Here is a 20,564-nt window from a genome sequence, read left to right on the forward strand (position 1 = left end):
TTTCTTTCCTTCCAGACCACACTCCGCTACAATCCGTTTTCATGAAACAAAAGTTATCCGAAAAAACCCGGTTGATCCTGGGCTTTGTCATTCTGTGCGTAATGACTGTGGGAATTCTGTTCACAGGGCCCGGTTTCAGCTTCACCTATCAGGTGATCCTGACGTCACTGGCCCTGTTCCTGTTGTTCTGGCTGATCACCTGATCCGTCGTCAACGCACCAGCCACGCCGCTGCCGCCGCAACGAGAGCCGCCGCCCCCAGGCCGACCCCGGTCAGCGCAAGCGTCTTGAGGCCCGCCAGCTTATCGTCCGTTTCCTTCTTCACGGCATCGATTTGGGAGGCGACCTCGGCTTTCAAGGTTTCTTCCATCTTCGCCTGCATGTCTTCACGGATGGCATCCACCTTTTGCTGAATACGGGCGTCCTGTGCGTCCAACAGTTTCTGGTTCAACGCGTCGGCCTGCTTGCCAACCTCGTCTTTAACCATTTCACGCGCATCGTACTTCCACTCATCCATTTGCTGGCGCAAAACATCCAGCCGCTGTTGAATGGTGTTCTGCAATTTGGGTTCGATGTTTTCGGAAATCTTCTCCAGGCTGTCGCGTGCGTTGGAAATGGCTTCATGGAGGCTTTCTTCGATCTCTTCTTCCAACGCCCGCTTGCGGTTCTCCACGTGCTCGGAAAGCAGTTCCGTTTTCTCCCGCAACTCGGAGAGGATGCGCAGGTTCTCGCGTGCCTTCTGTTCTTCTTCTGGACTCATAAGCATACCGATTGCCTTTTCTTGGTTGGATTGCGAATTACATATTAGATGAGTTTTTTTCTGAATGTTTTTAAAAATTTCCTGCACACACCCGCGCAAACGACCCCACATGATGTCTCCCTGCAAGGACGAAGACCGCCGCCTTGACTTCCCCCGTCTCCGGGGATACAGTGTATACTATTGAAAACTATGACCAAACCATGGACAACCTGATCCAATCCTTCCGCACCCACCTGGTGGCGGAGAAAAATGCCTCGCCCAATACCGTTACGGGCTACCTGAAAGACCTCGACCAGTTCGCGGGGTTCTTGCGCCAAACTGGGCATGCCTGCACCGCAGACGGGGCGATCGACATCCACCAGATCGACCGGCTGGCGGTGCGTTCGTACCTCGCTTACCTTTATGAGCAATCCTGCACCGGCAGCACCATGAACCGCAAACTGTCATCGCTCCGCAGCTTTTTCCAGTTTCTGTGCCGGGAGAATCATATCAAAACCAACGTCGTGAAAACCATCCCGGCGCCCCGAAAAAAGAATGCGCTTCCCACCTACCTCACGGTGGACGAGATGTTTCGCCTGCTGGAGCTTCCCGCAAAGGAAGGGTTTCTCGGCATACGCGACCGCGCCATGCTGGAGTTGTTCTACAGCACCGGCATGCGCATCAGCGAGTTGACCGGGCTCACACTCGACTCCATTCACCTCGACGAGCGCCGGGTGAACGTGCTTGGCAAGGGAAAAAAAGAACGCGTTCTGCCGCTCGGACGGAAAGCCATAGAGGCGGTCCGCTCCTACATGAAAGAACGGCAGATGCTGCTTGCAAAGAAAAAACCGGAGCTGCCTCCCGCGCAACTGTTCCTCAACACCCGCGGTGGAGCGGTGACGGTTCGCGGGGTGCGCAAGATCCTCCACCGCTACCTGGGACCGGCCTTTTCGAAAGGGGTGTCACCCCATTCCCTGCGCCATTCCTTCGCCACACATTTGCTCGAAGGCGGGGCGGATCTGCGTTCCATTCAGGAAATGCTGGGGCATGCCAGTCTCTCCACCACACAGAAATACACACACCTGACCATCGACCGGCTCATGGAGACGTACGACAAATCCCACCCACGGGCTCAACAATTGGATGCCAATTCGCCCAAACCATGATAAAAATGCAGGACGGTTTCTCAGGAAACCGTTGGAAACCGCATTGCCAACCCGTTTTCAATACCCGGTCAACATGGAATCCCACACTCCACACGGAACGACAATATTATCCGTCCGCCACCAGGGACAGGTGGCGATGGGCGGCGACGGGCAGGTGACTCTTGGCCCGACGGTGATGAAGCACTCGGCACAAAAGGTCCGCCGGATGTATAACAACAAGATCATCGCCGGGTTTGCCGGGGGCACAGCCGATGCGTTCGCCCTGTTCGCGCGTTTCGAGGAAAAACTGGAAAAATACAACGGCAATCTGTCGCGCGCTGCGGTGGAACTGGCCAAGGACTGGCGCACGGACAAACTCCTGCGGCGGTTGGAAGCGATGTTGCTGGTTGCGGACCAGAACAACAGCTTCCTCATTTCCGGCACGGGCGACGTGATTGAGCCGGACGACGGCATCATCGCCATCGGTTCCGGGGGCATGTTTGCGCAGTCGGCCGCGAAAGCGCTGGCGCGTCACTCCGGCCTGAATGCCCGGCAGATCGTGGAAGAGGCCATGAAAATTGCGCAGGATGTCTGCATCTACACCAACGATCATCTCACCATCGAGGAGTTGTGAACGATGGCGGATCTCTCGACCCAGACCCCGAAAACCGTTAAAGAACGGGAAACGTTTATGGCGGCACTCACGCCGAAAGCCATCGTGCACGAACTCAACCGGTTCATCGTCGGCCAGGAAAAAGCCAAGCGCGCCGTCGCCGTGGCGCTCCGCAACCGCTGGCGGCGTCAGCAGTTGGACCCGGAACTGCGCGAGGAAGTCGCCCCGAAAAACATCCTCATGATCGGCCCCACCGGCGTCGGCAAGACGGAAATCGCAAGACGGCTGGCGAAGCTGTCGAAGTCGCCCTTCATCAAAGTCGAGGCGTCGAAGTACACCGAAGTCGGCTACGTCGGCCGTGACGTGGAATCGATGATACGCGACCTGGTGGAACTGACCCGCAGCATGGTGCGGCAGGAGCAGGAAGAGGACGTGCAAAAGGAAGCCCGGAAGGCGGCGGAAGAGCGCCTGCTCGACATCCTATTGCCGCCGCACCCCAGCCAGCGGCACCCGGGCCAGAAGGAATACGAACTGGACGACCTCGGCCAGCAACAGTACCAGCAGACGCGTGAGAAGTTCCGCGGGTACCTGCATGAAGGTAAATTCGATGATCGCGATGTGGAGATCGAGGTGCAGGCCAAGTCGCCGTACATGGTCGATATCATGTCGCCGCCCGGCATGGAGGATATGGATTCCAACATCAAGGACATGCTGGGCAACCTGATGCCGAAAAAATCCTCGCACAAGAAAATGAAAGTACCGGAGGCACTGAAGGTACTGACGCAGGAAGAAGCAGAAAAATTAGTCGATCAGGACAAGGTGAACCAGGAAGCGGTGGAGCGCGCCCAGCAGAGCGGCATCGTGTTCATCGACGAAATCGACAAGATCACCGCACGTTCCGGCATGAGCGGCGGTCCCGACGTTTCCCGGGAAGGGGTTCAACGCGACCTGCTGCCCATCGTTGAAGGTGCATCGGTGTCCACCAAGTACGGCATCGTCAAGACCGATCACATCCTGTTCATCTCAGCCGGCGCGTTCCATTCGTCGAAACCTTCGGACCTGATCCCGGAATTCCAGGGACGCTTTCCCATCCGCGTCGAGCTCGAGTCGCTCACGCAGAAGGACTTCGTGCTCATCCTCACGGAACCGGGCAATGCGCTCATCAAGCAGTACTCGGCGTTGCTCAATACCGAAGGCATCGACCTCAAATTCACCGACGACGCCATCCAGGAAATCGCATCGATGGCGGCGCAGGTCAACGAGCGCACCGAGAACATCGGCGCGCGGCGTTTGCAGACCGTCATGGAAAAACTGCTGGAAGACCTGTTGTTCGACGCCTCGACAATGGAAGCACAGACCGTGACCATTGAAGGCTCTCGCGTGAAAGATAAACTGGGCGGCATCATCGAGGACCAGGACCTGAGCCGCTACATCCTGTAATGGACCGAAACATGGAAGCATTGATCAACAAAGCCGAGATGCTGATCGAGGCCCTGCCTTACATAAAAAATTTTTACAGGAAAACGTTCGTCATCAAGTACGGCGGCAACGCCATGGTCTCCGAGGAGTTGAAGAACACGTTCGCGCTGGACGTGGTGATGATGAAATACATCGGCATCAATCCCGTCATCGTGCACGGTGGCGGCCCGCAGATCGGCAAGACCCTCGAGATGTTCGGCATCGAGTCGCAGTTCATTGACGGCCACCGCATCACTTCAAAGGAAATGATCGACGTGGTGGAAATGGTGCTGGGCGGCAAGGTGAACCAGGACATCGTGACGCTCATCAACAGTCACGACGGCAACGCGGTGGGCATCACCGGCAAGGATGGCAACCTCATCCAGGCGAAACGGTACAAGCACGTCAAAAAGTCGCCTGAGACCAATCAATCGGAGATCATCGACCTCGGCCTGGTGGGCGAGATCACGCAGGTGAACGTGCGCATTCTTCAGGAAATTGACGAAGCCGGGTTCATTCCCGTCATCGCACCGATCGGACAGGGCGACAAGGGCGAGACGCTCAACATCAACGCGGACATCGTCGCGTCGAAAGTCGCCTCCGCGCTGAAAGCGGAAAAGCTCCTGCTCATGACCGACATCGAAGGGGTGAAGGGCAAAAACGGCAAACTGATCCCCAATCTCACCCGGAGAAAAGCGCAGGACCTCATCAAGTCCAAGGTCATCAAGGACGGCATGCTGCCCAAGGTGAACTGCTGTCTCGACGCATTGAAAGCGGGCGTCGGAAAAACCCACATCATCGACGGCCGCGTGCGCCACTCCCTTCTGCTCGAAATCTTCACGAAAGAGGGCGTCGGCACCCAGATTGTGGACAAATAAGCCCCTCCCCGCTCCTTTCGCCCTTCGGCGCCGTAAATTCCTATTCCGCAAGCGTTTCCGCGATCCCCGCCTGCTTGTGGAAGGTTGACATCCCCCGTGGACATTGCTAGTTTTAAATATTTGAAAGTCTAAAAATCAGGCCCTTATCGCAACCATGCCCTCAACCCGGATAGACGACAGATCGCGCACCATTCTGATGGAGACGGTGAGCAACTACATCACCACCGCGGAACCCGTGGGCTCCGGCACCATCTCGCGCAACCTGGAGCAACGCCTGAGCCCCGCCACCGTGCGCCACGTGATGGCGGATCTGGAGGAAATGGGGTTCCTGCACCAGCCTTACACGTCTGCTGGACGCGTCCCCACCGACCAGGGCTACCGGTTTTTTGTCAACGAGCTGTTGCAGATCCAGATCCAGAATTCCGCGCCGTTGGCGGCGTTCCCACGTGATCTCCAGAACCAGTCGCTGGACCAGATTCTGGAGTCGACATGTTCGTTTCTGTCCACCTGTTCGCACCAGGCGGGGCTGGTGATGGTGCCCAGCTTCTGGGACCTCGCGCTCAAGAACATCCAGTTCATCCACCTCACTTCCGGCAAACTGCTGGCGGTGTTCGAGTCGCAGATGGGCATGCTGCAGAACAAGATCATCGAAACCGGTGACGCCCTGTCTCAGGACCGGTTGAACGCGGTGTCCAACTACCTGAACCGCGAGTTCGGCGGTCGATCGCTGAAAGCCATCCGTCAGGAACTCCAGCACCGCAGGAAAAACGAAAAGGAGCACTACAACGAACTGGTGAAAAGGGCGAGCGAGCTGTGGATGCAAATGTTCCCCGACGAGAAGAACGCGGAACTGCTGATCGACGGCCTCATCAACCTGCTCGACCAGCCGGAGTTCTCGGAAAACGTTGAGAAAATGAAGCGCCTCATGAAAACCGTCGAGGAGAAGGCAAAGCTCATCAAACTGCTCGACCAGTGCATGCTGGAAGACGGCCTCACCGTGTTGATCGGCGAGGAAAACCCGGACGAGGAGCTGGAAGGGTTCAGCCTCATCGCGCAGAACTACCGCATGGGCAACGAAAAACTGGGCACGCTCGCCGTGTTCGGTCCCAAGCGCATGGATTATCGGAAAATGATCGGTATCGTGAACTCGACCGCAGACAACGTGTCGGAGTTTTTGACAAATAAATAGGAGTGCCAACCGCAATATGAGCAAGAAAAGCGACACCTACGAAAAATCTGAAGAGGAAAACAAAATTGACCCTGAAGACGCCGCGCAAACGGATGCCGCGAATGATCCGGCGGAACCGGAAGTGGTGAACGAAGACTCCGCGGAGACGCTTCTTAAAAGGAAGGACGAGGAACTCGCCGAGATGCGGAACGAAGTGCTCCGCATGCGCGCCGACGTGGAAAACATCCGCCGCCGCCTGACCAAGGAGAAGGAAGACGCCATCGCCTTCGCCAACCAGCGGCTCATCAAGGACCTCCTTCCCGTGTTCGACAACCTCGACCGCGCGCTCAAGGCGCCGGACACCAACGTGGAAAGCCTGAAGGAAGGCGTGCGCATGACCGCCAAGCAGTTCGAAGCGATTTTCGAGAAGGAAAGAGTCGAACCCATCACCGCCGTCGGCGAAAAATTCGATCCCGCCGTGCACGAAGTGCTGGCGCAGATCGAGTCGCACGAACACGAGGAGAATACGGTCATCGAGGAATACGTGCGCGGCTACAAGATGAACGGACGCGTCCTGCTTCCGGCGAAAGTCGCCACCGCCAAAAAACCGAGCGGGGACAAACCCGCCGACCCCCCCGCCTGAGGCGCGACCCCATCCCATGCCCGAGTTGCCGGAGGTCGAAACCCTGCGCCGGGCGCTGTTGCCCCTCATCCCCGGAAAACGCCTGGCCGCGCTGAAATTCTACCGGCCGGACCTGCGCTTTCCCATCCCGACGGAACTCCTGACAAAAAACCTCCCCGGCGCCGTGCTGGGTGACATCACCCGCATCGGCAAATACCTGTTACTGCATTTTTCCGGCGGCGCCATGCTGTGGCACCTCGGCATGAGCGGGCGCGTCGAGCAGGGTCCGTCGCTCACCCCCATTCACAAACACGACCACGCCGTGTTTCATTTCGAGCCGGACATCTACCTGCATTTCGTCGATCCGCGCCGCTTCGGATGCATCCTGTGGGTGCCCGACGGCAAGGGCCATCCGCTGATCGATCATCTCGGCCCCGACCCCCTTGCCCCCGGCACCACAGCAAAGGACCTGAAAGCACGTGCCCGCACCTGCAAGGGGCCGATCAAGGGATTCCTCATGAACGCCTCGCGCCTCGCGGGCATCGGCAACATCTACGCCTGCGAGTCCCTGCACGCCGCGGGGATCCACCCCAACCGCGCCGCCAACAAACTCACCCTGCCACAATGGGAAACACTGCTCGCCACCCTGCGGATCACACTGGAGAAAAGCATCGCTTCCGGAGGGACGACCTTGCGCGATTTTTTCAGCACCGATGGATCGCCGGGCTATTACACGCTGGACCTCGCCGTGTACGGACGCGAAAGCCAGCCGTGCAAGCAGTGCGGCACCCCCATCGTGCGCACCGTCCACTCCGGCCGCTCCACCTTTTTCTGCAAAACGTGCCAAAGGAGATAACGCTTAACCCGCCCGGGCTTCGGTGCTATCCTTGGGGCCATGCAACCCTCGATCGGACTCATCACGCTCAACGCGAAGTTCATCCACACTGCGGTCAGCCTGCGCTACCTGCGGAACGCCGCCCGCCGTGCGGGTTACACCAACGTGTGGATCGAGGAGTTCACCATCCACCACCCCACCTGGAAAATCGCCGCCGAGATCCAGAAACACAAACCGGACATCCTCGGCATCGGCGTGTACATCTGGAACCGCAGGCAATGTTTCGAGCTGGTTGAGGTTCTGAAAAAACAGAATCCCGATTTGAAAATTGTTCTGGGCGGGCCGGAGGTGTCGTTCGAGATGCCACACGGTGACGACTACACCATCCTTTCCGGCGAAGGTGAGGCGCGTTTCGTCGAGTATCTCGGCTATGCCGTGAAAAACGAATCGCCGCCGCCGGACGTGCTGGATCGGTGGCTGGTTTACGGCGGCGACCTGCCGGATCTGCACGTACCGTACACGCAGGAAGACTGGCCGCACCTCCAGAACCGTTACGCGTATGTCGAGACTTCGCGCGGTTGCCCGTACCTGTGCTCGTTCTGCCTGTCGGCCTTGGACAAGACGGTGCGCTATTTCGACGACAACGCGGTGCGCCAGCAGATCGAGGACATCGTGAAGGCGGGCGTCGGCAAGGTGAAGTTTGTCGACCGAACCTTCAACCTGCAACCGCGCCGGATGCGCGACCTCATGCAGTGGCTGACACAGTTCCCCGACGTCGAGTTTCATTTCGAAGTGGTGGGCGATCTCCTGAACGACGGCATGCTGGAGTTTCTCGACACCGTGCCGCCGGGCATGTTCCAGTTCGAGATCGGAATCCAGACCGCCACCGACCCGGTCCAGCAGACCATCCAGAGAAAACAGAACAACGACAAACTGTTCGGCACAATCAAACAGTTGATCGCGCAGGACCGCGTCCACGTGCACTGCGACCTGATCTTCGGCCTGCCCGGCGAGACGTACGAACAGATGATGGAATCGTTCGAGGAAGTGTTCGCCCTGCGCCCGCACGAGGTGCAGTTGGGATTCCTCAAGTTCCTTCCCGGCGCGCCGGTGAAGGACCAGATAGAAAAAGAAGGCTACCGGTATCTCTCCACGCCGCCGTATGAAGTGATCGCCAACCGGCTTGTATCCGCCGAACAGTTCAGTTATCTGAAACGTTTCACCGAGATGTTCGACCTGTTCTACAACTCGCAACGCTTCCGCTTCACGCTGGAACACATCCTGCGCGACCGTTCACCCATAGACGTGTTCGACCGCCTGCTGGCCCACGTCGAAAAGCACACCGGGTTTCACGGCGGCATCTCGCTCGACCGGCAGTATTTGTTCCTCGCCGAGTGTTTCGGTCTGCTGGACGATCCCCTTGCGCTCGATTTGCTCAAACTCGATTACCTGTACCATCAGCGCACGTTTCACCTTCCCGAATTTCTGCGTGCGCGCTTGCCGGAAAACGGATCGACGAAGCTCCGCACCTGGTCCGGCGACCGCAAGACGCCGCTTGTGCCCTTCTCGCACGAGATCGAAGTGGACCGCTGGCAGGCCCGTCTTTCGCCCTCCCGCAGCCCCTTGTATTACGCCGTGGCGCACGCGCCCAGGGGCGCGGGCTACTTCACCCGCCCCGCCGTGCACCGCGTGGAAGGCTGATTCCGCCATTTTTGTTTTCAAATCCAGCCCGGCCGTTATATGATGGACGGTCAATTCACCCTATTCATAAACAAATTGGAGAGACTCTAAGGAGAAGATCATGTCAGACGCCAGTGAAACCCCGCTCAATCCCCGCAGCCGAACGATCACCCAGGGCGACCGCCGTGCGCCCAACCGCGCCATGTTGCGCGCGGTGGGCTTCAAGGACGAAGATTTCGAGAAGCCGATCGTGGGCATTGCCAACGGGCAGAGCAACATCACCCCCTGCAATGCGGGACTGGGCAAGCTGGCGGACATTGCCTCTGCAGAGATTTACAACAACGGCGGCATGGCGCAGATGTTCGGCACCATCACCATCAGCGACGGCATCAGTATGGGCACCGAAGGCATGAAATGCTCGCTGGTCAGCCGCGAAGTCATCGCCGACTCCATCGAGACCGTCTGCCGGGGATCGTCCATGGACGGCGTGCTCGCTATCGGCGGCTGTGACAAGAACATGCCCGGCGCGATGATCGCCATGGCGCGCCTGAACATCCCCGCGGTCTTCGTGTATGGCGGCACCATCAAACCCGGCCACCTCGGTGACCAGGACCTGACTGTCGTCAGCGCGTTCGAAGCCGTCGGCAAGTTCAGCGCCGGGGCCATCGACCAGGACGAATTGACCGACATCGAAAAGAATGCGTGTCCCGGTTACGGGTCGTGCGGCGGCATGTTCACCGCCAACACGATGTCGTCGGCATTCGAGGCGATGGGCATGAGCATGCCGTACAGTTCGACCATGTCCAATGAGGACAAGGAAAAGGAAAACAGCACGCGCGAAAGCAGCATCGCGTTGATGAACCTGATCCGGAACAACATCCTGCCGCGCGATATCATCACGCGGAAGTCGCTGGAGAACGCCATCACCGTGGTCATGGCCGTCGGCGGCTCGACCAACGCCGTCCTCCATTTGCTGGCGATCGCGCACAGCGCGGGCCTCAAGCTTTCAATCGACGACTTCGAAACCATCCGCAAGCGCGTGCCGTTGTTCTGTGATTTGAAGCCATCCGGCCGGTATGTTACGGTTGACCTTCATCGGGCCGGAGGCATTCCGCAGGTCATGAAGATGTTGTTGAATGCAGGGTTGCTTCACGGCGACTGCATGACCTGCACCGGCAAAACGATCGCGGAAAACCTGAAAGACGTACCGGACCAGCCGGCGGCGAACCAGGATGTCATCCTTCCCCTGGACCAACCCAAAGCGAAGGAAGGACACCTCGTTATCTTGAAAGGCAACCTCGCACCGGAGGGAGCCGTCGCCAAGGTTTCGGGCATCAAGACGCACGTCCTCACCGGACCGGCTCGCATTTTTGACAGCGAAGAGGCGTGTCTGGATGCAATAATTGAAAATAAAATCAAAGAAGGAGACATCATTGTCATCCGCTATGAAGGGCCAAAAGGCGGACCCGGCATGCGTGAAATGCTGGCACCGACATCAGCGATTGTCGGAAAAGGCTTGGGTGATAAGGTCGGTTTGATCACCGACGGCCGGTTTTCAGGAGGCACTTTCGGACTGGTTGTCGGACACATTGCACCCGAAGCGCAGGAAGGCGGACCGATTGCGCTGGTCCGCGAAGGCGACTCGATCACGCTCGACGTCGACCGCAACCTCATTGAGGTGAGTTTGAGCAGTGAGGAAATGCAAGCCCGGCAGGCTGAATGGAAGGCTCCACCTGTCAAATATCAGACCGGTGTGCTTGCCAAGTACGCCAAATTGGTTGCTTCGTCCTCCAAAGGTGCGGTAACGGATTAGTCGGTATTAATTCGATACCCACTGTAAAAAGTTCTCGTTCTTGCTCTCGTTGGAAAGAAACTGAGCCTCTCCCGCACGCTGTGTAGGAGATGGCTCGATTTCTTTTGCGAACCGCTCATGCTAATTCTTGCTTCTTTCTTGTCCAACAAGGAAGGGAGCAAGGCAAATGGAGATCATGGCACCAGAAGCACCCAATAAATTATTGGTGAGCGCGACCCGTATCAACCTGTACTACCTGCACGATTTATTTCAGGAAATCGCTTCGGAAGTCAGCGAACGTATTGGGTCCGACCTGGGGGCCGACATCCCGCTAACCGCGGGTATGTGGGGCGGCTCCTACCTCGTTGCCGACCCCACGGGTGTGTCGCGCACCAATGTCAAACGTCTCTATTCCATCGTCAATTTCCCTCAGGGGACCCCGCTGGACAAACCGGAAGTGTTCGAGATGCTGATGCGGTATTACCGCGACTGCTTGAAAGAACAGTTTCGCGAATACCGGATTCGACTGGACCAGCCGACGTGGGGCGACGTGATCCCCTACTCCAACCGCAGGCGTCCGACCACCGCGATGCAGATGGTGGACACTTCACGGCGCATCCAATTCGCCCGCGTGTTCTTCGTTCCCAACTCGGCCACCTGGGCGGAATCCATCATCTTCGACATGATCCGCAACGTACGCCAGCTGCGCGAGCTTCTGGACATCGATCACCGCCCGCGAATCGCGGGTGTCGATGAACTCAAATTCCTGCTGCAGGACATCCTCATCACCTACTTCACGCTGAGGCCGGCACTCACTCCGGACTTCGAGGAGCATGCCCATCCCATCATCAAGGAACTTTACGGAAAGTTTGTGACGGGCATGAGCGACCGTTCCGACGTGGAGGAGCAATACCAAAAGGTCTACGCCAATGCGCTGGCCTACGGCTACGAGGAGGCGTTGGAGGGACCTTACAAGAAGGAAGGGTTGGACATTTTCCAGGTGGAAAACTGGCCGGTGGATAAAATCAATTTCGTACCGGATGAATTGAAGGAAAAGCTGGTGCCTCATCTCGAAGGCACGTTCGAAAAGTTCAGCCGCAACCTTGCGGTTCAGCAGGCCTGAACAAACCCCTTATACATACTCCAGCACGATCCAACCCGCGAGTCCCTTCTGCCCGTTGGTCTCGCGGTTGCCTCCGTCCCAGATGGCAATGGCCAACGCCGTGGCCGCATCCAGTGGCCGGTCCAGTTCGTCTCCGGTCGTCAAAGGGCGTTTGAACACCACGACCCACCCGGTCTCGGTTCGCACACCATGCCCCTGCACATCCTGCTGGGCCTGGCGGGTGAGAGTGCTGAAGCCCTCGGCATTCAAATCCTCCACCGGCGATTTGATGGTGGACGGATCTTTCACTGTCTGCCTGAGCGCATCGACCTCCACCTGCCGCGCGGCTTTCCATTGCCAGATATTCACCATCTCCCCTTCCGCTCCCATGGTGACGGGAGGCGGCGTGCCGGTTGCCTTCAGCGGAAACATCACCGCTGCCTGGTCCGTATAGAGCCGGGAATTGTCCAGTCCATCGTCGCGGGTCGAGTCCTCCCACTCCAGCCGTACGGCAAATTCGGTATCCGTACGCGCCGCACTGAGAGTGACTTTCTTGATCGAGGGATCGGGCCACTGTGGATTGGTGATCAACTGCGGGCCGAGTTCGATCACCTTGCGCTCCGGCCCCTGCGCCGCCGTCCAGAAGCCAGATAGAGGGGACAGCGGCAGGGATCCCGAATAGCGGGTCACTTTCACCTTGCCGGTGCAGTATCCATCATTCAGACAGGACTCATAATTCACTGAAGAAGAACCACATCCCCAACCCAGGCCAGTGATCAAAACCGTAAGCACGGCAGGAAACCAACGTAATCCAAACAGGTATTGTTTCATGAAAAAATTTTTCGGTAGAGAATTAAAAACGGTTAACGAGTTCATTCAAACCCTGTGTGATCTGAGGAGTATGCGGCCCCACCAGCACGACGTTGAGTCCGTTCGCCACAAACAAACGACGGGCGACGCGGCGGACATCATCAAGGGTGATGCCTTCTATCAACATCCGTTCGTCTTCAACTGAAATCGCGGTGGAGTAGAGGGGGGCCTGACCGTACCGCACCAACTGCTTGTAGGGCGAATCGTATTCCAGCTCCAGTTCGTAAGCATATCGCTTTTTCACAAAACCCAGTTCTTCGGCACTCGGCCCTTCGGCAAGCAGGGTTTTGATCTCGCGGAAAATGATATCGGCAATTTCCAGCACTTTTTCCGGACGCGCGTTGACGTCGAAGTCGAACGTACCGCAGTCAGAAAGCGCGGTCTCCCGCGCCTGCACGGAGTACACAAGCCCGCGGTCCTCGCGCAGGGTTTTTTGCAAACGGGACGCCGTCCCGTCGTCAAAAATCAGCGCGATCAACGAAACAATGTAGTAGTCGGGATCATTGAAGGAAACCGAGCGAAAACAGATCTGCAACTGGGCCTGGCTGTCGTCATGCTTCTGGATGAACAGGACCGGCTTCTCCTGGTTTTCTTTCACGGAACCGACGAAATGGTTTTTCGGGATCACCCGCCCGCACCTGGGAAACCCGCCGAAGTGGCGCCGGGCCAATTCCAGAAAGCGGTCGTGACTCAGTGCGCCGGCCCCAGCCAGCACCATGTTGCCGGGACAGTAATAGGTTTCAAAAAACTCGCGGAGTTGATCCGTATCGATAGCCTTGATCGACTCCTCCGTACCTATAATGGGATAGCCCAGTGGATCGTCGCCGTAAAGCAGTTTGCATGCGTGGTAGTCGATATCCACGTTCACACCTTCCGCGTTGAAATCTTCAAGACATTCTTCCAGGATGATCTCGCGCTCGACTTCGATGCTGGGGAACAGGGGATCGGTGAAGAAATCGGAAAACAGTTCCATTCCCCGCTCCAACTGTTCATAATGCGGGCTGAAGTCGTAATGCGTGTGTTCGGTGTAGGTGGAAGCGCGCAGGCCGCGACCGATTTTCTCGAACTCGGTGTTGAGCAGGATCGAGTCCGGATACCTGCGGTTGCCGCGGAACAGCATGTGCTCCAGGAAATGCGAAATGCCGTTGTTCGCCGGTGTTTCAAAACGAACGCCCGAACGGATGTACATGCCGATGTCCAGCGTGTGCAGGTGCGGCATCTCGACCGTGACGACGGTCAGTCCGTTTTCCAGGGTATCGAAGTGAGTTCGATTTTCAAGCGTATGGGTGGTGTTCATAAAGCCTGTTGAAGGGGTGGTGGAAAAACCGTTATTATCTCACACAATTTTAACGCGTCCGAGATGGAATTGGAAAATTCATGAGCCGACCGGAATGGTGCGAAACGGATTTCCGAAAAGCGGAGGTCTTTCTCGAGGAACACGAAGGAGATCAACCGGATACCGCTCTTTTCGACTGCGGCGACGGGTTGTACGCGGTGATTCCGCGCGGCCTCCCCGCGCTGGGAATCCGGTTTTACGGCCTGTTCATGCTGGCGCCCCTGCCGGTGCTCCTTGCCAGCGTCGTCGTCCTGGTGCTGTTTGGATTCAAAGATGACGTCTCGCTGAACGCAACCACCCTGGGAGTGTTTGCCATCTCGGTGGTGTTGATCGTCGGCCTCGTGCGTGTGATGCACCTCATCCTGCAAAACCGCGCGCTGTTTCCACGCAACTATTTCGTCACCCTCGGCAAAAACGGCATCGCCATGCACTACTCGCGCAAGCACTTTCCGTTTCACAACCCGCGCGCATGGCTGACGTGGCACGACGTCAAGTCGGTGGAGCCGGGCAGCGGACTCTTCCTGCCCGCGTTTTTGATCGGCCTGCCGTTCATCACTTATCCCAAAGTGCAGGGAGAGAACGGCGTGGAGGTGGACCTTCCATTCCGCTTGTCCCGCGCCCGGCAGGCGGAACAGATGGAGGCGGTGCAGAACCTCATCCGCGACAACCTCGAATGGCGCAACGCTATTCGAAGTTGATCGAGTTTTCGCCAAGCAACTCCTCGATCTGCTCGATGATCTCGTCGCAGGGCTTCACCTTGAGTTCGCTCTGGACCGTGCGTTGTCTCGCCGGCCCCCCTTCTGGAAACAGGAAATGCACAAGCAGTTGGTTGTTGCCGGGATGCCGCGCCAGCACGTCCTTGACCGAATGCAGGGTGGTCTTCTCCAGGCCCGGGGTGCGGATGTGGACATGCACCGTTCCCTTCCAGTGATCCTTCGCTTCGGCGAGCGGACGAATCTCGTTCGCGATCACCTTCGGCCAGTTGTCGTCGGCTTCCACCGTGCCCTTGACGAGAATCGGACCGTCCTGATCCAGAATCTCCAGTGAGTTCCTGTACGTCTCCGGCCACACCGTCACCTCCACCGTGCCCTGCAAATCCTCGAGCGTCATGAGCGCCATCTTGTCGCCCTTCTTCGTGGTCTTGGTGATGATCTTGAACGGCACCCCCGCGATGCTGACTTCCTTTCCGTTCGGTCGCTCGGACAGGTTGGCGGAATTGGCGTCGGTGAACCACGCGATGTCTTTCTGGTACTTCATTAACGGGTGCCCGGACACGTAAAAGCCGATGGTCTCTTTCTCGAATTTCAGGCGGTCGTGGTCGCTCCATTCCTCCGCGGGTTCCGACGACACCGCAATGTCCTCTTCCTCTTCGCCCAGGAGATCGAACATGCTGGACTGACCCAACTGCCGGTCGCGCTGGCGAGACTGTCCGATATCCATGTACGCCTGCAGGTGCTTCATCATCCCCGCCCGGCTTTCACCTACGGAGTCGAACGCGCCGCTTTTGATCAGGCTTTCGATGACACGCTTGTTCACCTTGTTGAGGTCCACCGATTCGCAGAACTGCTTGAGCGAGGTGAACTCACCCACCTGGTTGCGCGTATCGATGATGATGTCGATGGCCGACGCGCCGACGTTCTTGATCGCTCCCAGCCCGAACACCAGCTTGTCTTCGTGGATCGAGAAGTCGCGGAAACTGCGGTTGACGTCCGGCGGCATCATCTGGATGCCCATCTCGCGGCAGTCGTTGATGTAACGGATCACCTTGTCGGTGTTGTCCATTTCGCTGGTGATCAGCGCACCGAAAAACTGGAGCGGGTAATGCGCCTTGAGATACGCGGTCTGGTAGGAGATGAGGGCGTACGCGGCGCTGTGCGACTTGTTGAATCCGTAACCCGCGAATTTTTCCATCAGGTCGAAGATACGTTCGGACTTTTTGTCCGGAATCTTGTTCTTGTGACTGCCCTGGTAGAACTTCTCACGCTGCTGCGCCATCTCCTCCGGTTTTTTCTTGCCCATGGCGCGGCGCAGGAGGTCGGCATCGCCCAGCGTGAAGCCCGCCAGCACGTTGGCGATCTTCATGACCTGCTCCTGGTACAGGATGACGCCGTGCGTCTCTTTCAGGATGTCCTTCAACTGCGGCAGTTCGTATTTCTCCTCGAGCGTGCCGTGCTTGCGCTTGACGTAGTCGTCCACCATGCCGCTCTCCAGCGGACCCGGACGGAACAGCGCGAGGAGCGCGATGATGTCCTCAAAGCTGTCCGGCTTCATCTTGAGCAGAAGGTCGCGCATGCCGGAGCTTTCCAGCTGGAACACGCCGCGCGTCCGGGCCTCGCTCAACAGCTTGTAGGTTTCGGAATCGTCTTTCGGGATGGCGTCGAAGTCGAGCTCCGTGCCCTCCGACTCGCGGATCAACCGAAGCGCGTTGTGGATGACGGTGAGCGTCCGCAGGCCGAGGAAGTCCATCTTCAGCAACCCCAGCTTTTCGATGTTGTTCATCGAAAACTGGGTCACGATTTCATCGTTGTTGCCCTTGTACAACGGCAGGAACTCGGTGAGCGGTTTGGGCGAAATCACCACGCCCGCCGCGTGGGTGGAGCAGTGACGCGGCAGGCCTTCCAGCTTGAGGGCGATGTCGAGCAATTCCTTTATATTTTCGTTTTCCTTCGACATCTCCTTGAAACGCGGCTCCTCGTTCATCGCGTCGGTGAGCGTGATGTTCAGCCGGTTGGGCACCAGCTTGGCGATCTTGTCCACTTCGCCGTAGGTCAGGCCCAGCACGCGGCCGACGTCGCGGATGACGCCCTTCGCGTTCATACTGCCGAAGGTGATGATCTGTGTGACGAAATCGTGGCCGCCGTATTTTTCCGTGACGTATTTGATGACGTCGTCGCGCTTTTCCATGCAGAAGTCGATGTCGATATCCGGCATGCTGACGCGTTCCGGGTTCAGAAAGCGCTCGAACAGGAGGCCGTAGTGGATGGGATCGAGGTTGGTGATGCGAAGCGAGTAGGCGACCAGGCTTCCCGCCGCCGAACCGCGGCCGGGTCCGACGGGAATGCCGTTCTCCCGCGCGTACCGTATGAAGTCCCACACGATGAGAAAATAACCCGGATAGCCCATCTTCCTGATGATGGCAAGTTCCTCGTCCAGCCGGTCCTCGTACACCGCGCGGTCGTACTCCTGCCCCGCCCTGTCCATTTCCTCATACCGCTCCTGCAGTCCCAGCCGCGATTGTTCTTCCAGATACGAGTACAGCGTGTGCGCTTCGGGCACCGGGTATTCCGGCAGGTTGTCCCTTCCGGTTTCAAGGTCCAGGTTGCACCGCTCGGCGATCTTGATGGTGTTCTCGATCGCCTCCGGGATCTCACGGAACATCGCCTCCATTTCCTGCGGCGACTTGAAGTAATACTCGTCCGAGTGGTACTTCATGCGATAGGGATCGTCCATCGTCTTGCCGGTTTGCAGGCAGAGGAGGATTTCGTGCGAACGGAAATCTTCCTGGTCGAGGTAATGGCAGTTGTTGGTGGCGACGACGGGGAGGTCGAGTTTCCTGCCGATCTCAATCAGACCCTTGTTGATCGGTTCCTGCCAGTCCAGCTTGTGGTTCTGCAGTTCCAGATAGAAGTTGTCCTCGCCCATGATGTCCTTGTACTGCTCAGCCATCTTGAGCGCGCGCGGCAGGTTTTCCTTGTTGATGTAATGGGCGAGCTCGCCGCGGTTGCAGGAGCTGAGGGCGATCAGGCCTTCGGCATGCTGGGCAAGCAGCTCCTTGTCGATGCGCGGCTTGTAATAGAAACCTTCCAGGTAACCGGAGGTCACCAGCTTGACCAGGTTCTGGTAGCCGGTCTGGTTGCGGGCGAGCAGGATGAGGTGGTGGGCGGCGTCGCGCAGCCGGAAATTGTCGTCTTTCTTCAACCGGCTTTCCGGAGCGACATACACCTCACACCCGATGATGGGTTTGAGACCGTGCTTGCGTGCGCCCTGGTAGAACTCCATCGCCCCGAACAGGTTGCCGTGGTCGGTCATCGCCACCGCCGGCATCTTGAACTCTTCGGCGCGCTTGAACAATGCCTCGTGGCGAAGCGACGAGTCCAGCAAGCTGAAATGCGTGTGCACGTGCAGGTGCACAAAATTGGAATGACGCATGGGGCGTCCTGTCCTTACAAAAGTTGATCGAACCGGAGTGGCCGGTCAGTCCAGCAGTTTTTCAAACGGCAGGTATTCCATTCCCAGTGCCTCGGCCACGGCTGGGTGCGTGACGTGCCCCTTGTACACGTTGAGTCCGTGGCGGAGCGGCTGGCTTTCCATCAGCGCCGTCTTGAATCCCTTGCGCGCCAGTTCCCGGGCATACGGCAGAGTGGCGTTGGTCAACGCGTAGGTGGAGGTCCGCGCCACCGCCCCCGGCATGTTGGCCACGCAGTAATGGATGACCCCCTCCACTTCAAAAATCGGGTTTGAGTGCGTGGTCGGGCGTGAGGTTTCCAGGATGCCGCCCTGGTCGATGCCCACATCCACCACGACCGATCCCGTCCGCATGTTCTTCAGCATATCGCGCGTGATGAGCCGCGGCGACCGCGCTCCCGTGAGCAACACCGCGCCAATGACCAAATCCGCCATAGCCGTGTACTCACGCAAATTGAGTTTGTTCGACATGATGGTCTTCACGCGTCCGCCGAAAATGTCGTCAACGAAACGCAGGCGTTCGAGATCGATGTCCAGCAGGGTCACCCGCGCACTGGTGCCGATCGCCATCTTCGCCGCGTTGATTCCGACGATGCCGCCGCCGATGATGACGATGTGTCCCGGATCGACTCCCGGCACCCCCCCCAGCAGGATGCCGCGTCCGCCGTTTTCGCGCTCCAGGTACTTCGCGCCTTCGTGCACGGACATGCGGCCCGCCACCTCGCTCATTGGGACCAGAAGCGGCAGGGAACCGTCCTCCAACTGGACGGTCTCATAGGCAATGCCCGCCACCTTGCGGTCGAGCAGGCCCTGGGTGAGTTCCGGAGCCGGCGCCAGATGCAGGTAAGTGTACAGGATCTGGTTTTCGCGCAGGCGTGGAAACTCCTCCGGCAGGGGCTCCTTGACCTTGATGATCATGTCCGCCTGCTCGAACACCTCCTTGCAGGAAAGGATTTTCGCTCCCGTGCAGCCGTAATCGTCGTCGGAGATGCCGCTCCCCTCTCCTGCGGACTCCTCCACCAGTACGGTGTGGCCATCGGCGATGAGCTCCGTCACCCCCGCCGGGGTCATGGACACGCGGTATTCATCTTCCTTGATTTCTTTTGGGACACCAATAATCATATGTAAGCTTTGGGGAATGGATTGTGGACCAGGAAAACGGTCCTAAAGCTGATGAGGAAACGCGATTTCCGGCCGATTGCTATTTACCCGGAAATCCTATAAATTATTACATCAAAATGCACTCCCGCAACATCTAAATTAAGAGACACCCGGAGGAATTGGAATTGGATGAGGCAGTGAACACCAAATTCGACCAGATGTTTCAGGTCCAGTATTTCGCGCCGGAAAAAATGCTGGATCTCGATGAAAAGGACCTGGGTCTCGAGGAATTGAAACACCTTGCGGAATGGGAAATCTTTCCTGAGGTGGAAAAGCTGTACATCAGCAACAACCAGCTGACCGATGCGGCGATCGAAACCCTCGAACAGGTCTCCGGGAACCTCCAGTCTCTGTACCTGAACCACAATTTGCTGGGAGACGGTGCGGCCAGGAGCCTTGCCCGGTCGGAGTGGGTCAAGCCGCTCAAATGCCTGATGCTGGAGGCCAACGCCATCACCGCTGAAGGCGCGAAGGCACTGGCGAATTCGACCCACTTTCAAAACCTGGAAGAGTTGTTTCTCGATTTCAATCCCATCGGTCCGGAGGGCGTGAAGGCCATTGCCGAATCCCCCAATTTCCCGAATCTCAAGGCACTTCACCTGGACAGCACCCAGATGGGCGACGAGGGGGCGGTGGCCCTGGCCAATTCCAAAACCCTGACCGGCATCGAGCGCCTCTACCTTTGTTCCAACCGCATCGGAAATGAAGGGGCTCTGGCGCTTTCGCAGTCGGAAAACCTCAAAACCCTGCGCGTGCTCAGTATCTGGCGAAACGAAATCCGCGACGCGGGCGGGCAGGCCATGATCGCCTCCAGCACATTCGACAGGCTGGAGCGGCTTTACATGAGCCTGAACCTGATGGATCCGCCGGTGATTCAGGAAATCCGCAATTCGGCGCTGGCACAGCGCCTGGTCACGCTGGTCATGGATTAGGAGGGTTAGACGTGGACTACAAATACACCTACAGCAAGCTGTTCAACGT

General features: G+C 57.9%; 18 protein-coding genes. 13 read left to right on the top strand and 5 right to left on the bottom strand.

Going from position 1 to position 20,564, the window contains the following annotated elements; genetic code table 11:
• Window positions 1-41 precede the first annotated feature (41 nt).
• Window positions 42-203 carry a hypothetical protein gene (locus ACTRW9_RS13370; RefSeq protein WP_442427683.1) on the top strand — a complete coding sequence of 54 codons (162 nt, stop codon included), beginning with the start codon at window positions 42-44 and terminating at the stop codon, window positions 201-203.
• Between the two features lie 7 nt (window positions 204-210).
• Here ACTRW9_RS13370 and ACTRW9_RS13375 read toward each other — a convergent pair whose 3' ends face one another.
• Window positions 211-759, bottom strand: coding sequence for a hypothetical protein (locus ACTRW9_RS13375; protein ID WP_442429728.1), 549 nt, complete (start codon window positions 757-759; stop codon window positions 211-213).
• A 200-nt stretch (window positions 760-959) separates the two neighbouring features.
• Here ACTRW9_RS13375 and ACTRW9_RS13380 point away from each other — a divergent pair, with 200 nt between their 5' ends.
• The 10 genes from ACTRW9_RS13380 (at window position 960) to ACTRW9_RS13425 (ending at window position 12,052) form a co-directional block, all read left to right on the top strand.
• A complete protein-coding gene (locus ACTRW9_RS13380) occupies window positions 960-1,904 on the top strand; it encodes a tyrosine recombinase XerC (protein WP_442429729.1) in 945 nt (314 codons plus the stop codon).
• Window positions 1,905-1,977: 73 nt separating this feature from the next.
• On the top strand, window positions 1,978-2,517 hold the full coding sequence (hslV, locus tag ACTRW9_RS13385; RefSeq protein WP_442429779.1) for an ATP-dependent protease subunit HslV: 540 nt from the start codon (window positions 1,978-1,980) through the stop codon (window positions 2,515-2,517).
• Between the two features lie 3 nt (window positions 2,518-2,520).
• The gene (gene hslU, locus ACTRW9_RS13390; protein ID WP_442427680.1) at window positions 2,521-3,936 is read left to right on the top strand and encodes an ATP-dependent protease ATPase subunit HslU; all 1,416 of its coding nucleotides are present in this window, start codon (window positions 2,521-2,523) and stop codon (window positions 3,934-3,936) included.
• An 11-nt stretch (window positions 3,937-3,947) separates the two neighbouring features.
• Complete coding sequence (argB, locus tag ACTRW9_RS13395) at window positions 3,948-4,832, top strand: acetylglutamate kinase (protein WP_442429730.1); 885 nt, start codon at window positions 3,948-3,950, stop codon at window positions 4,830-4,832.
• 154 nt (window positions 4,833-4,986) lie between these two features.
• Window positions 4,987-6,021: a heat-inducible transcriptional repressor HrcA gene (gene hrcA / locus ACTRW9_RS13400; protein WP_442429731.1), complete on the top strand. Its 1,035-nt coding sequence runs from the start codon at window positions 4,987-4,989 to the stop codon at window positions 6,019-6,021.
• Window positions 6,022-6,037: 16 nt separating this feature from the next.
• Window positions 6,038-6,643, top strand: a complete 606-nt coding sequence (gene grpE / locus ACTRW9_RS13405; RefSeq protein WP_442429732.1) for a nucleotide exchange factor GrpE — start codon at window positions 6,038-6,040, stop codon at window positions 6,641-6,643.
• A 16-nt stretch (window positions 6,644-6,659) separates the two neighbouring features.
• Window positions 6,660-7,478 carry a bifunctional DNA-formamidopyrimidine glycosylase/DNA-(apurinic or apyrimidinic site) lyase gene (mutM, locus tag ACTRW9_RS13410; RefSeq protein WP_442429733.1) on the top strand — a complete coding sequence of 273 codons (819 nt, stop codon included), beginning with the start codon at window positions 6,660-6,662 and terminating at the stop codon, window positions 7,476-7,478.
• A gap of 39 nt (window positions 7,479-7,517) precedes the next feature.
• Window positions 7,518-9,158, top strand: coding sequence for a DUF4080 domain-containing protein (locus tag ACTRW9_RS13415; protein WP_442429734.1), 1,641 nt, complete (start codon window positions 7,518-7,520; stop codon window positions 9,156-9,158).
• A 100-nt stretch (window positions 9,159-9,258) separates the two neighbouring features.
• A complete protein-coding gene (ilvD, locus tag ACTRW9_RS13420; RefSeq protein WP_442427674.1) occupies window positions 9,259-10,950 on the top strand; it encodes a dihydroxy-acid dehydratase in 1,692 nt (563 codons plus the stop codon).
• Between the two features lie 175 nt (window positions 10,951-11,125).
• On the top strand, window positions 11,126-12,052 hold the full coding sequence (locus tag ACTRW9_RS13425; RefSeq protein ID WP_442427673.1) for a hypothetical protein: 927 nt from the start codon (window positions 11,126-11,128) through the stop codon (window positions 12,050-12,052).
• A 9-nt stretch (window positions 12,053-12,061) separates the two neighbouring features.
• Here the strand turns inward: ACTRW9_RS13425 and ACTRW9_RS13430 are convergent, their stop codons facing one another.
• Window positions 12,062-12,772 carry an ethylbenzene dehydrogenase-related protein gene (locus ACTRW9_RS13430; RefSeq protein WP_442429735.1) on the bottom strand — a complete coding sequence of 237 codons (711 nt, stop codon included), beginning with the start codon at window positions 12,770-12,772 and terminating at the stop codon, window positions 12,062-12,064.
• A 112-nt stretch (window positions 12,773-12,884) separates the two neighbouring features.
• Window positions 12,885-14,198, bottom strand: coding sequence for a M16 family metallopeptidase (locus ACTRW9_RS13435; protein ID WP_442429736.1), 1,314 nt, complete (start codon window positions 14,196-14,198; stop codon window positions 12,885-12,887).
• Between the two features lie 80 nt (window positions 14,199-14,278).
• Here ACTRW9_RS13435 and ACTRW9_RS13440 point away from each other — a divergent pair, with 80 nt between their 5' ends.
• Window positions 14,279-14,935, top strand: a complete 657-nt coding sequence (locus ACTRW9_RS13440; RefSeq protein WP_442429737.1) for a hypothetical protein — start codon at window positions 14,279-14,281, stop codon at window positions 14,933-14,935.
• Here ACTRW9_RS13440 and dnaE read toward each other — a convergent pair.
• Window positions 14,922-18,386 carry a DNA polymerase III subunit alpha gene (gene dnaE, locus ACTRW9_RS13445; protein WP_442429738.1) on the bottom strand — a complete coding sequence of 1,155 codons (3,465 nt, stop codon included), beginning with the start codon at window positions 18,384-18,386 and terminating at the stop codon, window positions 14,922-14,924. The two genes, ACTRW9_RS13440 and dnaE, sit on opposite strands and share 14 nt — an antisense overlap.
• Window positions 18,387-18,431: 45 nt before the next feature.
• Window positions 18,432-19,544 carry an alanine dehydrogenase gene (ald, locus tag ACTRW9_RS13450; protein WP_442429739.1) on the bottom strand — a complete coding sequence of 371 codons (1,113 nt, stop codon included), beginning with the start codon at window positions 19,542-19,544 and terminating at the stop codon, window positions 18,432-18,434.
• Window positions 19,545-19,720: 176 nt separating this feature from the next.
• On the opposite strand from ald, the gene ACTRW9_RS13455 reads away from it, so the two are divergent.
• On the top strand, window positions 19,721-20,515 hold the full coding sequence (locus ACTRW9_RS13455) for a hypothetical protein (protein ID WP_442429740.1): 795 nt from the start codon (window positions 19,721-19,723) through the stop codon (window positions 20,513-20,515).
• The last annotated feature ends 49 nt before the right edge of the window (window positions 20,516-20,564 follow it).

It is taken from the genome of Nitrospina sp. 32_T5, assembly GCF_052156635.1.
Taxonomy (GTDB): Bacteria; Nitrospinota; Nitrospinia; order Nitrospinales; family Nitrospinaceae; genus Nitrospina.

What these genes read in the sequence shown, in the direction of transcription:
- ACTRW9_RS13380 (WP_442429729.1), top strand. Translation starts at nt 960, where the DNA reads ATGGACAACCTGATCCAATCCTTCCGCACCCACCTGGTGGCGGAGAAA.
- ACTRW9_RS13415 (WP_442429734.1), top strand. Translation starts at nt 7,518, where the DNA reads ATGCAACCCTCGATCGGACTCATCACGCTCAACGCGAAGTTCATCCAC.
- hslV (WP_442429779.1), top strand. Translation starts at nt 1,978, where the DNA reads ATGGAATCCCACACTCCACACGGAACGACAATATTATCCGTCCGCCAC.
- ACTRW9_RS13425 (WP_442427673.1), top strand. Translation starts at nt 11,126, where the DNA reads ATGGCACCAGAAGCACCCAATAAATTATTGGTGAGCGCGACCCGTATC.
- hslU (WP_442427680.1), top strand. Translation starts at nt 2,521, where the DNA reads ATGGCGGATCTCTCGACCCAGACCCCGAAAACCGTTAAAGAACGGGAA.
- ACTRW9_RS13435 (WP_442429736.1), bottom strand. Translation starts at nt 14,198, where the DNA reads ATGAACACCACCCATACGCTTGAAAATCGAACTCACTTCGATACCCTG.
- ACTRW9_RS13440 (WP_442429737.1), top strand. Translation starts at nt 14,279, where the DNA reads ATGAGCCGACCGGAATGGTGCGAAACGGATTTCCGAAAAGCGGAGGTC.
- grpE (WP_442429732.1), top strand. Translation starts at nt 6,038, where the DNA reads ATGAGCAAGAAAAGCGACACCTACGAAAAATCTGAAGAGGAAAACAAA.
- ilvD (WP_442427674.1), top strand. Translation starts at nt 9,259, where the DNA reads ATGTCAGACGCCAGTGAAACCCCGCTCAATCCCCGCAGCCGAACGATC.
- mutM (WP_442429733.1), top strand. Translation starts at nt 6,660, where the DNA reads ATGCCCGAGTTGCCGGAGGTCGAAACCCTGCGCCGGGCGCTGTTGCCC.
- hrcA (WP_442429731.1), top strand. Translation starts at nt 4,987, where the DNA reads ATGCCCTCAACCCGGATAGACGACAGATCGCGCACCATTCTGATGGAG.
- ald (WP_442429739.1), bottom strand. Translation starts at nt 19,544, where the DNA reads ATGATTATTGGTGTCCCAAAAGAAATCAAGGAAGATGAATACCGCGTG.
- ACTRW9_RS13375 (WP_442429728.1), bottom strand. Translation starts at nt 759, where the DNA reads ATGAGTCCAGAAGAAGAACAGAAGGCACGCGAGAACCTGCGCATCCTC.
- argB (WP_442429730.1), top strand. Translation starts at nt 3,948, where the DNA reads ATGGAAGCATTGATCAACAAAGCCGAGATGCTGATCGAGGCCCTGCCT.
- ACTRW9_RS13370 (WP_442427683.1), top strand. Translation starts at nt 42, where the DNA reads ATGAAACAAAAGTTATCCGAAAAAACCCGGTTGATCCTGGGCTTTGTC.
- dnaE (WP_442429738.1), bottom strand. Translation starts at nt 18,386, where the DNA reads ATGCGTCATTCCAATTTTGTGCACCTGCACGTGCACACGCATTTCAGC.